Source organism: Pseudomonas sp. S2_A10, from assembly GCF_054668465.1.
Genome location: NZ_CP162773.1, coordinates 5,435,975 through 5,448,749 on the forward strand (window position 1 = coordinate 5,435,975; position 12,775 = coordinate 5,448,749).

11 protein-coding genes are annotated in these 12,775 nt (G+C 62.5%); 9 read left to right on the forward strand and 2 right to left on the reverse strand.

The window, feature by feature from the left end; genetic code table 11:
* Positions 1–207: 207 nt before the first annotated feature.
* From AB4N41_RS24295 to AB4N41_RS24310, 4 genes are all read left to right on the forward strand, one after another.
* Positions 208–948, forward strand: coding sequence for a response regulator (locus AB4N41_RS24295; protein ID WP_024013314.1), 741 nt, complete (start codon positions 208–210; stop codon positions 946–948).
* On the forward strand, positions 945–2,255 hold the full coding sequence (locus AB4N41_RS24300) for an ATP-binding protein (RefSeq protein WP_071172820.1): 1,311 nt from the start codon (positions 945–947) through the stop codon (positions 2,253–2,255). Before AB4N41_RS24295 ends, AB4N41_RS24300 begins: the two co-directional genes overlap by 4 nt.
* A 150-nt stretch (positions 2,256–2,405) precedes the next feature.
* On the forward strand, positions 2,406–3,452 hold the full coding sequence (locus AB4N41_RS24305) for a class I SAM-dependent methyltransferase (protein WP_252876511.1): 1,047 nt from the start codon (positions 2,406–2,408) through the stop codon (positions 3,450–3,452).
* A gap of 54 nt (positions 3,453–3,506) precedes the next feature.
* Positions 3,507–4,349, forward strand: a complete 843-nt coding sequence (locus tag AB4N41_RS24310; protein ID WP_252876512.1) for an NAD-dependent protein deacetylase — start codon at positions 3,507–3,509, stop codon at positions 4,347–4,349.
* Between the two features lie 150 nt (positions 4,350–4,499).
* Here the strand turns inward: AB4N41_RS24310 and AB4N41_RS24315 are convergent, their stop codons facing one another.
* Entirely contained in the window at positions 4,500–6,116 is a 1,617-nt protein-coding gene (locus tag AB4N41_RS24315; RefSeq protein ID WP_252876513.1) for a L,D-transpeptidase family protein, read from the reverse strand.
* 152 nt (positions 6,117–6,268) lie between these two features.
* On the opposite strand from AB4N41_RS24315, the gene AB4N41_RS24320 reads away from it, so the two are divergent.
* Entirely contained in the window at positions 6,269–6,982 is a 714-nt protein-coding gene (locus AB4N41_RS24320; RefSeq protein WP_016775166.1) for a murein L,D-transpeptidase catalytic domain family protein, read from the forward strand.
* On the opposite strand, the gene AB4N41_RS24325 is transcribed toward AB4N41_RS24320, so the two are convergent.
* A complete protein-coding gene (locus AB4N41_RS24325; protein ID WP_252876514.1) occupies positions 6,979–7,599 on the reverse strand; it encodes a cell wall hydrolase in 621 nt (206 codons plus the stop codon). The genes AB4N41_RS24320 and AB4N41_RS24325 overlap by 4 nt on opposite strands.
* Positions 7,600–7,797: 198 nt before the next feature.
* Between AB4N41_RS24325 and AB4N41_RS24330 the strand changes: the two genes are divergently transcribed.
* From AB4N41_RS24330 to AB4N41_RS24345, 4 genes are all read left to right on the forward strand, one after another.
* On the forward strand, positions 7,798–8,649 hold the full coding sequence (locus AB4N41_RS24330) for a CAP domain-containing protein (protein WP_056789114.1): 852 nt from the start codon (positions 7,798–7,800) through the stop codon (positions 8,647–8,649).
* A 119-nt stretch (positions 8,650–8,768) separates the two neighbouring features.
* A complete protein-coding gene (gene moaA / locus AB4N41_RS24335) occupies positions 8,769–9,767 on the forward strand; it encodes a GTP 3',8-cyclase MoaA (protein WP_016775169.1) in 999 nt (332 codons plus the stop codon).
* A 25-nt stretch (positions 9,768–9,792) separates the two neighbouring features.
* Positions 9,793–10,692 (forward strand): bestrophin family protein, encoded by a 900-nt coding sequence (locus tag AB4N41_RS24340; RefSeq protein WP_150741085.1) that lies wholly within the window; start codon positions 9,793–9,795, stop codon positions 10,690–10,692.
* Between the two features lie 574 nt (positions 10,693–11,266).
* Positions 11,267–12,631: a glutamine synthetase family protein gene (locus AB4N41_RS24345; protein ID WP_252876515.1), complete on the forward strand. Its 1,365-nt coding sequence runs from the start codon at positions 11,267–11,269 to the stop codon at positions 12,629–12,631.
* The last annotated feature ends 144 nt before the right edge of the window (positions 12,632–12,775 follow it).

The window sequence follows — 12,775 nt, forward strand, 5'->3', positions numbered from 1 at the left end:
TGTGTCAGGAAAGGACGAGAATCACTCGTTGTGTATCCATGCAGTGTGTAGATACAGAGCGATACAAAACCCCGAAAAAATCGTGATTTTGCGTCGGTGTGTATCCGCCGTCGCGACAGATACACTGCAATACAAAGGCAGGCAGGCGTGCGGTCAGCGGCGCTATAGACTGCACGGCATTCCCCCCTTTGACAGAGGCTTGAACCGATGGAACATGTCGATCACATTCTCATCGTCGACGACGACCGCGAGATCCGTGAACTGGTAGGCAACTACCTGAAGAAGAACGGCCTGCGCACGACAGTGGTCGCCGATGGCCGACAGATGCGCAGCTTCCTTGATGCCAACACCGTCGACCTGATCGTGCTCGACATCATGATGCCCGGCGACGATGGCCTGCAGTTGTGCCGTGAATTGCGCGTGGGCAAACACAAGGCCACGCCGGTGCTGATGCTCACCGCGCGCAACGATGAGACCGACCGCATCATCGGTCTGGAAATGGGCGCCGACGATTACCTGAGCAAACCCTTCGCCGCCCGCGAACTGCTGGCGCGGATCAACGCTGTGTTGCGCCGTACCCGCATGTTGCCGCCGAACCTGGTGGTCACCGAAGCCGGTCGCCTGCTGGCCTTCGGTCGCTGGCAGCTGGACACCTCGGCCCGGCACCTGCTCGACAGCGACGGCACCATGGTTGCCCTCAGCGGTGCCGAATACCGCTTGCTGCGGGTGTTCCTCGACCACCCGCAACGGGTGCTCAGCCGCGATCAACTGCTCAATCTGACCCAGGGCCGCGAGGCCGATCTGTTCGACCGCTCCATCGATCTGCTGGTCAGTCGCCTGCGTCAACGCCTGCTGGACGATGCTCGCGAGCCGGCTTATATCAAGACCGTGCGCAGTGAAGGTTATGTGTTCTCGCTGCCGGTCGAACTGCTTGGGGCTTCGGCATGAAACTCAAGCTGCAATGGCCGCGCACTCTCGCCTCGCGCCTGTCGCTGATTTTCCTGATCGGGCTGATCCTGGCGCAGGGCCTGTCGTTCGGCGCGCAGTATTACGAGCGTTACCAGAGCGCGAAAAGCACCATGCTCGGCAACCTCGAAACCGACGTCTCGACGTCGATGGCCATCCTCGATCGCCTGCCCGCCGCAGAACGCGAGGCCTGGCTGCCGCGTCTGGCCCGGCGCAATTACGGCTACCTGCTCAACGAGGGCGAACCGGGCATGCCGGTGACCTCGGCTGAAAAGTCCGTCGCGATTGCCTCAATTACGGCGGCCATCGGCGACACTTATCCCATCGTGTTTACCGAAGTTCCCGGTGGTCCGAGACAACATTTCCAGGGCCACTTGCGGCTGAGCGACGGCAGCCCGGTGACCATCGATATCCGTCCGGCGATGGTGCCGCTGTCACCATGGTTGCCGGTAGTGCTGCTGGGCCAACTGGCATTGCTGATCCTCTGCACCTGGCTCGCCGTGCGCATCGCCATTCGCCCCCTCACCCGCCTCGCCAATGCGGTGGAAACCCTCGACCCCAACGCCCATCCGATCAAACTCGACGAGCAAGGGCCGACCGAAGTGGTCCACGCCGCGCGGGCGTTCAACGCCATGCAAACGCGCATCGCCGCCTACCTGAAAGAACGCATGCAACTGCTCGCGGCGATTTCCCACGACCTGCAAACGCCGATCACCCGGATGAAGTTGCGCGCGGAGTTCATGGACGACTCGGTCGAGAAGGACAAACTGAGCAGCGATCTTGGGGAGATCGAACATCTGGTGCGCGAAGGCGTGGCGTACGCCCGCAGCGTGCACGGGGCCACCGAAGAGAGCCGGCGTACCGATCTTGACTCGTTCCTCGACAGCCTGGTCTTCGACTACCAGGACATGGGCAAGGACGTACAGCTCGGCGGCAAAAGCAAAGCGGTAATCGAAACCCGTCCGCAGGCCCTGCGCCGGGTGCTGGTGAACCTGACCGACAACGCCCTGAAATTCGCCGGCGCCGCGCAATTGCAGGTCGAAGCGCAGGGCAACAGCCTGTCGGTGAAAGTCCTCGATCGCGGCCCGGGCATCGCCGAGGCCGAGTTGGCGCAGGTGCTGGAACCGTTCTATCGCGTGGAAAACTCGCGCAATCGTGACACCGGCGGCACCGGGCTCGGATTGGCGATCGCCCAGCAATTGGCGTTGGCGCTCGGTGGCTCGCTGCTGTTGAGCAATCGTGAAGGTGGCGGGTTGTGCGCTGAACTGAAGTTGCCGCTGCCACGCTGAGAAAAACACCGACTAGACTCATTCATTACCCAGTCGAGGGGGCCGCAGGACGTCTGCTGTGCCCTGCCCCAATCCGTGACCACCGCCCGGTGGCGCCTGCCTCGACATTCAACGCCGCCGGACGGTGATCCTGTTTCAGGAGCACACGTGATGAATGAGGCGAAGCTCAACGAATTCATGGGCAAACTGGTCAACGACATGGGCGGCGCGGCGATGCTGGCCAATGTCATTGTCGGCGAAGAACTCGGTCTGTACCGGGCAATGGCCGACAGCCAACCGATCAGCCCCGAAGCCCTCGCAGCAAAAACCACCTGCAATCCGCGCCTGGTACGCGAATGGCTCAGCGCCCATGCCGCGTCCGGTTACATGGAACACTCTGACGGTCAGTTTCGCTTGCCCGAAGAGCAGGCCTTGGCGCTGGCCGTGGAGGAATCCCCCGTGTACGTCGCTGGCGGTCTCGGCGTGGTGGCGTCGTTTTTCCATGACAAGGACAAACTGGTCAAGGCCATGCGCGGCAATGGCGCCTTGTCGTGGGGCGATCACCATCCGTGCATGTTCAGCGGCACCGAACGCTTCTTCCGCCCCGGCTACAAAGGTCACCTGATTGCCGAATGGCTTCCGGCTCTGGACGGCGTGGTGGCGAAGCTGGAACGCGGCGCCAAAGTTGCCGACATCGGCTGCGGCCACGGCGCCTCGACGGTGATCATGGCCCAGGCGTTTCCAAAATCGCAGTTTGTCGGCTTCGACTTCCACGAGCCGTCAGTCACCGTCGCCACGCAACGGGCCGAAGAAGGCGGCGTGGGCAACCGCGCCAGATTCTTCGAGGGCACGGCGAAAAACTATCCCGGCGGCGACTACGACCTGATCTGCTTTTTCGACTGCCTGCACGACATGGGCGACCCGGTCGGCGCCGCTCGCCACGCTTATGAGTCGCTGAAAGACGACGGCACGGTGTTGCTGGTCGAACCGTTCGCCAACGACAAACTGGACGACAATCTCAACGCGGTCGGGCGCCTGTTCTACGCCGCCTCGACGTTTATCTGCACGCCCAATTCGCTGTCACAGGAAGTCGGCCTCGGGCTCGGTGCGCAGGCCGGGGAAATGCGCCTGCGCAAAGTCTTTGTCGAGGCCGGGTTCAAACAGTTCCGCCGCGCCACGCAGACACCGTTCAACCTGATACTGGAGGCGCGCAAGTAACCCGAGCGGATCGCATGCTAACCTGCGGGCACTGCCCATTCTGGAGTGCTGAGCATGCTCGATAGCCCGATCCGCGAACATCTCGATACGCTGTTGCAGGCCATGGCCGACGATAAATTCCTGATATTGACCGGCGCCGGCATCAGCACGCCATCGGGCATTCCGGACTATCGCGACAGTGACGGCGTGCGTCGTGGGCGGCAGCCGATGATGTATCAGGAGTTTCTCGCCGCCCCAGAATCACGCCGGCGCTATTGGGCCCGAGCCATGCTCGGCTGGCCGCGCGTGGGAAAGGCCCGACCGAATGCCGCGCATGAGGCGCTGGCGACGTTGCAGCAGCGCGGCCGGATCAGCGATTTGATCACGCAGAATGTCGATACCTTGCACGATCAGGCCGGCAGCCACGATGTGATCGAACTGCACGGCAGCCTGCATCGAGTGCTGTGCCTGGATTGCGGGCAACGCAGCGAGCGCGATGCGATCCAGCAGCAGATGGAGGCACACAATCCCTACCTGAGTGGTGTTGATGCGGTGCAGGCGCCGGATGGCGATACCTTGCTCGACCCGGCATTTGAAGCGCGCTTCCGGGTACCGCAGTGCCCGCATTGCGCGGGTGAGCGGATGAAACCGGATGTGGTGTTCTTCGGCGAGAACGTGGCGCCGACGACAGCGGCACGCGCGCTGGCCGCCGCCGAGAATGCGGCGGGGTTGCTGGTGGTGGGATCTTCGTTGATGGCGTATTCGGCGTTTCGCTTGTGTCGGGTGATCGCCGAGCGTGGCAAACCGTTGATGGCGATCAATCTGGGCAAGACCCGGGCGGATGATCTGCTCGATTTGAAGATTGAAGGGTCGTGTGAGGAGCTTTTGCCGTGGTTGGTGGAGGAGCTGAGGCGGTGAGATTTTGAGTAATGGGTTCGACTTGAAATCGGCCCCTCACCCTAGCCCTCTCCCGAGGGAGAGGGGACTGACCGAGGTGTTTGTACGGGATTCGTCGACCTGAAATCACTCATCGAACTCAGATCTTTGACTGCCGTGCTGGTGCCGGACTCAATGCGCCCGATCCAGCCCCGCCAGCAATACGCTGTCGTGGCTGTAGATGTCCGGCGCATAACGCACCTGGCCGCTGCTGTCGACTTGCGCCGTCCAGTAGGTCATCAGGATCGGCACCGGCGCCGACAGGCGAAATTCATGGGTGCTACCGGTTGCCAGCAAAGTATCGGTGCGGGCTTTTTCTGCCGGGGACAGCAGCAGATCGCGCAGTTGCAGCGGGTGCTCGACGCGCACGCAACCGGAGCTGAACGCCCGTGGGCCTTTGTCGAACAGCGCCTTGCTCGGCGTGTCGTGCAGGTAGACCGAGAACGGGTTGGGGAAACGGATGACCATTTGCCCCAGCGGATTGCGCGGGCCGGCGTCCTGGCGCAGGAGGATGTTGCCGGGGTTGTCCCAGTCGATATCCGCCGCCGCCAGAGGCTGGCCGTTGGCGTCGAGCACTTGCAGATTCTGGCGGCTGAGGAAGGTCTGGTCCTTGCGGATTTCCGGCAGCTTGTCTTCCTTCCAGATAGTCGGCGGTACGGTCCAGGTCGGATTCAGCGTCAGGCGGGTGACGCGGGATTTGAGCAGCGGTGTCTGGCGTTCGGCGCGGCCGACCTGGGTGCGGGTCTGCCACACCGGTTGACCGCCCTGATACAGCGTCAGCTCAGCGGCGGCGACATTGACCACCAGACCACTGGGCTCCATGTCCTGGGCCATCCAGCGGAAACGTTCGAGATTGACGCGCAGCTGATCGCGGCGGGTCAGCGGGCTGATGTTCAGCTCGGCAATGGTGCCCGGCCCGACCACGCCGTCAGCTTGCAACGAATGGCTGGCCTGAAAGTGCTTCACTGCCTCCACCAGCACGTCATCGTAGGCGTTGTCCGGCGGCACCAGTGCGTGTGGCAGATAGCCTTCGCTGTACAGACGACGGGCCAGTTCCGGCACGCGCGGGTCTTCCATCGCCGGACGCAGCAACGGGCCGTTGCCCACCGGCTGCCATTGCGGCAAGGCTTGCAAGCGTTGCGCGGCATACAGCTGACGCAGGCTCTGATATTGCGGCAGATGCGGACGCGCCAGGTTGAACGCCGCAGCGATATCGTTCATGCCCGGCACGGCAATGCTGAGCAATTGCGCCTGACGATCGGTCGGCGGGCCGTCGACACGCCACAGCGGTTCGAAATGCGACTGCAACAGACGGCCGTAATGCAGATCCTGCAAGGCCTGCAAGTAGTTGCGGCTGATGTCGATGTCGGCACACAACTCGCCATCCTGCGGCGGTGTCGTCGCGACCGCATAGCGATTCGGATTTAGCCCGTCGTCGGCCAACAGCTGCAATTGCGCGCGCAATGCCGGCAAGCGTGCCGACTCACTCGCCCACACCGGCATCCAGTCCTGCTGTTCATAAAACGCCTGCAACTGGCTCAACGACGGGCCATTGAGACGCGGAGCGATGGCCGGGCACGACTGCGCCAGGCTGATCAAAACTGCCTGCAACGGGCTGCGCGGCTCGACCGGCAATTGCATTTCAGGCGTCGGCAGGGTTTCGAGCGGGGGCAGCGGCTCATCGGCGCAAGCGACAAACGGCGCAGCGAGCAAACAAATGCTCAAGTAGCATGCGTACTTTTTGAACAACTGCTTTACTCCAATCCATGGCCGTCCAGATGACGGTCAACCTTACATCAGGTGCGCTGAACAGTCAGGCTCGAACCGCGAGCCTGCGGGTATTGACTGGGAGTCAGGAGCCAAAGTGCCGTTTATGTAGCAAGTTGAGGACACTTTATAAAATGTTGACGTTTTTGCGCCGACTTCTGTTGAGCACCGCGACCCTTGTCGCCGTGACCAGCCCAGTATTTGCCGCCGGCAAGCCATCGCCGGTTCTCTACAACAGCCTCGCCCACGCCGCGCCGGAACTCAATCCCCAAGCGCTCAAAGGTGCATTGAACGCCATGCAATGCGCGGTCAACAACGGCGCGAAACCCTCGCGACATCTGGCGATCATCGATTATTCGCAACCGTCCACCGAACGCCGCCTGTGGATCTTCGACCTGAGCAAAAAGAAGCTGGTGCTGCGCGATCTGGTTGCCCACGGTTCGAACTCCGGGGAAAACTTCGCCACGCAGTTTTCCAACCGCGAAGGCAGTTACCAGTCCAGTCTCGGCCTGTTCCGGACCCAGGAAAGCTACGAAGGCACCCACGGCTACTCGCTGCGCATGGATGGTCTGGAACCCGGTTTCAATGATCTGGCCCGCGATCGCGCGATCGTGATTCATGCCGCCAGTTACGTGAACCCGCTGTGGAGCAAGCGTCAGGGGCGAATCGGCCGCAGTCAGGGTTGCCCCGCCGTGCGGCCGCAGATTGCCAAACAGGTGATCGATCGCCTGAAGAACGGCCAGTTCATGTTTTCCTGGTATCCGGATCAACGCTGGCTGCAAAAATCACCGTACCTGAACTGCCAGCCGCAGCAGGTGGCGAGCATTCTCAACACCCACGCCAGTTAACGCGCGTCGCCTCCGGCGGGTTTGTAGAACAGGAACCTGCCGGTCTGCGCCGTGTTGCGATAGGCCTTGGCCCAACTCGGGTGCACGCCGCGATCATGAAAATACAGGGCACCGCGCGTGCGGTCCTTGAGCTGACGGTTCAACGCCTTGCCGGCAATTTCCTTGGCCAACGCGTATTCGGCGTCTTCCTTGACCTGATCGGGCCTGCCATCGCACCACCAGGAAAACTGGCAATTGCCGCTTTCCGAACCTTGCTTGACCACCGCGCATACCGTGTCGGGGAAGCCGTCATGGCCGAGGCGATTCATCACCACGCTGGCGACGGCTTCCATTTCCGGGGTGTCCTTGCCCTTGGCTTCCCAGTAAATACTGCGCGCCAGACAGGTCAGCGGATCGTCCAGCGGCGCGGCACCGGCCGGGTCCACCGCCTGCGCTTCGGTGGGGGTGATGGCCTCGGATTTCGGCGCCGGAGCAGCGCTGACTTTATCCGCTGCTTTCTCTTCGAGCACCTCGGCTTTCTGTTCGGCCTTGGCCTCGATCGGCGCCTGCGCCCCGGCCCATGCTGCGCCGGTCAAAAAGATTCCCAACAAACCGCCCGCCAAGCCTTTCAATCCCATGTCGGTTCTTCCGTCAGCGCCCGCCCGGGGCAAGATGTTACGTCGGTGAGACGCCCGGTTTGCGGGGTCTTCGCAGAGTGTAGCGAGCAAATGCGCGGGCACACCAGCGCAGAAAAAAATCCGCCGCAAAGAAAAACACATTCACTCACCGGGGGCCTTTCGCGCATCATGGGCGCATTCAGCTCAAGGGAGATTTCCATGCGCTTCATGCCGTCCGTTTTGCGTTGTGCCGCACTGTCGCTGGGCGTGGTGTTCGCCACCTCGGCGCTGGCCGCCGATGAACTGCAATTGATCGAGTCGATCAACAGCTATCGCAGCCAGCCCCAGCGTTGCGGCACGCAGGCGTCAAACGAGTTGCCACCGCTGTCGGCCGATCCACGGCTGCGCCTGCCGGCCAGCGGCGCGGTTGATCTGCAGCAGGCCATGACCAGCGCCCACTACCCGATGGTCAACGTGCAGGCGATCACCCTCAACGGCCCCCGCGATGCGGCGTCAGCAATGAAGGCGATTCAGGAAAGCTTCTGTCAGGTGGTGCTCGATCCGCAGTTCGTCGATATCGGTGTCAACCGCGTTGACCGCGACTGGCGCATCGTCCTCGCGCGGCCGTTGCTGACGGCGAAACTCGGCGATGCACAAAGCGAAGGGCAAAAGCTGCTGGCGCAACTCAATACCGCGCGCAGCCAGGCGCGCCAGTGCGGCGGCCAGTCCTTCGCGGCGGCAGCACCGCTGGCGTGGAATGCCACGCTGGGCACTGTCGCTCAGGATCACAGCCGCGACATGGCCAACAACAATTACCTCGACCACAAGGACCGCGACGGCCGCACGCCGGGCGACCGCGCCGAACTGTCCGGTTACAGCGGACAACTGGTCGGTGAAAACATCGCCGCCGGGCAAGACACCGTCGGCAAGGTCGTTGACGGCTGGCTCGCCAGCCCAGGCCATTGCGCCAATCTGATGAATCCGCAATATCAGGAACTGGGCGCCGCTTACGCGACCGATCCGAAAAGCAACGCCGGCATTTACTGGACGGCAATGTTTGGCGCACCGTAAGGCATCATCGACGCCGTCAATCACTCGGTCAGCCAGAGTGATTGGACGGCGTGGCGAGCGCAGCCTACCCTGCGCGATCTGCGCCCGCTGACGGCGTTCCACATCCACGAGGCGAGCCCATGACACAGCGTGAATTGATCGATGGTCACAACCGCCGCGTGGATTATCTGCGCCTGTCGGTCACCGACCGCTGCGATTTTCGCTGCGTCTATTGCATGGCCGAGGACATGCAGTTCCTGCCGCGCCAGCAGATCCTCACCCTCGAAGAGCTGTTCCAGGTGGCGCAAAGCTTCGTCGCCCTCGGCACGCGCAAGATCCGCCTCACGGGTGGCGAGCCGCTGATCCGCCCCGGCGTCGTGCAACTCTGCGAACAGATCGCCGCCCTGCCCGGCCTGCGCGAACTGTGCCTGACCACCAACGGCTCACAATTGGGCCGACTGGCCCAGCCGCTGTTCGACGCAGGGGTCAAGCGCCTGAACATCAGCCTCGACAGTCTCGATCCGCAGCGCTTCAAAGAGCTGACCCGCACTGGCGATCTGGCGCAGGTCATCGACGGCATCGATGCCGCGCGTGCCGCCGGTTTCACCCGTACCAAGCTCAATTGCGTGGTGATGCAGGGCCGCAACGATCACGAGATCAACGATCTGGTCAGTTTCGCCATCGAGCGTGATCTGGATATTTCCTTCATCGAAGAGATGCCGCTGGGCGCGATCGCCGAACACAGCCGCGCCGAGTCCTTCTACTCCAGCGCGCAAGTACGCGAACGCATCGCCGAACGCTTTACCCTGATCGACTCGACCGAATCGACGCAAGGGCCGTCGCGCTACTGGCGCGTGGCCGAGGCGCCGAACATTCGCCTGGGCTTCATTTCGCCGCACAGCCACAACTTCTGCGGTACCTGCAACCGCGTGCGCCTGACCGTCGAAGGTCGCTTGCTGCTGTGCCTGGGCAACGAGCATTCGATGGACCTCAAAGCGGTGTTGCGCGCCCATCCCGGCCACCCGGAACGCCTGGAAAACGCGATCATCGAGGCGATGAAACTCAAACCGTATCGACACAATTTCGAAGTCAACGACGACGTGCAAGTGGTGCGTTTCATGAACATGACCGGCGGCTGATTCGCCGCGCAACCGGGACCGCGAGATGATCGTCAGACCGAGACCCAATCAGTTCGCCGTGCTGTTCACCCTCAGAGGCTCGATCGCCAAACGCATCGCCGTGCGCACTTTGATGCTGACACTGCTGGCGGCAGCGATTGTGCTGATCGAACTACTGGTGCCGAGCTACTTCGCCCAGATCAATTCGACACCGTTCACCCTGCTCGGCCTGTCGCTGTCGATTTTCCTGAGCTTTCGCAACAACGCTTGTTACGACCGTTGGTACGAGGGGCGCAAGGCCTGGGGCGAGGTGCTGTTGCGGGTGCGCGCGGTGATGCGCGAAACCCAAGGCCTCGATGACACCCGCCTGCGTGGGCAACTGTTGCGCAACCTGTGCGGTTTCGCCCACGCGTTGAATGCGCGGTTGCGTGGAGACAGTGAGGAGCAGGCCAGTGCCGACTGGGTCAGCCCACCGATCGATGGGGCTGCGCCGGATCACTGCGGACAGATCCTTCATCAGCTCGGGCGCCAGTGTTCCGAGCTGGAAACGGCCGGTGTGCTGTCGCCATGGCGTTATCAATTGCTGGCCAATCACCTGACCTGTCTGAGCCAGGCCCAAGCGGTGTGCGACCGGATCAAGAACACACCACTGCCCTTCCCTTACACCCTGCTGCTGCACCGCACCATCTACCTGTTCTGCCTGCTGCTGCCGTTCGCCATGGCGCAATCGCTGGGTTGGTTGACGCCGCTGTTCACGGCAATTGTCAGCTACACCTTTTTCGGCTTCGACGCGATTGCCGATGAACTCGAAGACCCGTTCGGGCGCGATGAAAACGATCTGCCGACCGATGCACTGGTGCGCACCCTGGAGCGCGATGTGCTGTACGAACTGGGCGTCTCGCCATTGCCCCCCGCGCCGGAGCCGGACGACTACGTGCTGCGCTGAATGGCTCAGCGGCAAACAACGAGATGGCCCGGCGCGTCCGCTCGGGACCGAGATGCGGCCATTCGCGAGCAGGCTCGCTCCCACAGTTGAAATGCATTCTCCTGTGGGAGCGAGCCTGCTCGCGAAAAAGGCAACTCGGTCAATTAGCCCAAACGGTGGAAAGCGCCACCGACGAATCTTCCGTTTACACGCGCGCGAATTCCCCCTTACTATCCGGGCACACCGGTCGCCGGGCCTGCCCTGCCGCCGACGCTTTCCGCCAACGGAAACACGCGTTATGAGTACGTCACCACAACAACCTCAAAGGTTGCACGTCTCTGCTGTACGCGCCCACTGCAACAGGGGCCGCGTATGAACCGCATCGTCAATCTGCCCATGGCCCTGCGCCGCTCCAAGCTGCGTCACTCCGCACGCCCGCCGGATATCGCCGTTCCTGCCTGATCGCGTGAGCTGAAACCGCGACAGTCAATTTCCCGATTTTCCTGATATCCCTGCCGGGACACTTACGCCTTTTTGTCGCGTCGTGTCCGGCCGAATCTGCGCGCCTGTGCGGCGCCACCGTGAGTGATTTGCCATGAAATTCGCAGCCATCGAAGACGCACGCCTGTTCCTCGAACAGAACCCCGATATCGACATGATCGAATTGTTCATCCTCGACGCCAACGGCGTGCCGCGCGGCAAGCTGTTGCATCGCGAAGAACTGCTCGCCGTGTACGAAAGCGGCCGACCGCTGCCGAGCACCATCCTTGGTCTGACTGTACAAGGCGAGGACGTCGAGAACTCCGGGCTGGTGTGGGACGTCGGCGACATCGACTGCCGCGCCTATCCGCTGCAAGGCAGTCTGGTGCGCCTGCCGTGGCGACAGATTCCGACCGCCGCCGTGCAGGTCAGCATGCACCCGAGCGAGGGCCTGCCGGCGAGCATCGCTGACCCTCGGCACCTGCTGATCAAAGTCATCGACGGGCTCAAGGCCGAGGGCTATCACCCGATCATGGCGTGCGAGCTGGAGTTCTATCTGCTCGATGCCAAACGCGACCACAACGGCCGCCCGCAACCGGCGCTGGACGCTGACGGCGGACGACCGCGACACACGCAAGTCTACGGTTTGCGCGAGCTGGAACAGATCGAGCCGTTCCTCGCCGACCTCTACAGCGCGTGCAAACTGCACGGCATTCCGGCGCGCACGGCGATCTCCGAATACGCGCCGGGTCAGGTCGAAATCACCCTCGAACATGGCGACGCACTGGAGGCGATGGATCAGGCGGTACGCTACAAACGTCTGGTCAAAGGCGTGGCGCACAAGCACGGCATGCAGGCGACGTTCATGGCCAAGCCGTTCGATGATCTGGCCGGCACCGGCATGCACATGCACGTCAGCCTCGCCGATGCCGAGGGGCGTAATCTGTTCGCCTCTGAAGACCCGGCCGGCACGCCGCTGTTGCGCACGGCGATCGGCGGCATGCTCGCCTCGCTGCTTGATTCGCTGCTGCTGTTCTGCCCCAACGCCAACTCTTACCGGCGTTTCCAGGCCAACAGCTATGCGCCACTGGCGCCGACCTGGGGCGTCGACAACCGCACGGTCAGCCTGCGCGTACCCGGTGGCCCGGCCCCTACGCGACACATCGAACACCGCATCTGCGGCGCCGACGCCAACCCGTATCTGGCAGCGGCGGCGATCCTCGCCGGCATTCATCGTGGCATTCGTGAAGAGCTGGATCCGGGGGCACCGGTCGAGGGCAATGGTTATGCCCAGGCGAAAGAACTGCTGCCGACCGATTGGCTGACGTCGTTGCAGGCGCTGGAAAATTCCACGTGGGCACGAGAGGCATTGGGGCAGGAATTTCTTGGTGTGTATCTGGCGGTGAAGCGTGCCGAGTATCGGCAGTTCATGGCTGAAGTGGGTGAGCAGGATTGGCGGTGGTACCTGACCGAGGCTTAACGATCCGACACCGAACCTGTGGGAGCGAGCCTGCTCGCGAAGGCGTCATCACATTCAACATTTTGGGTGACTGACACACCGCTTTCGCGAGCAGGCTCGCTCCCACATTGGATTTGTGCACGACACAACACCCTGTGGGAGCGA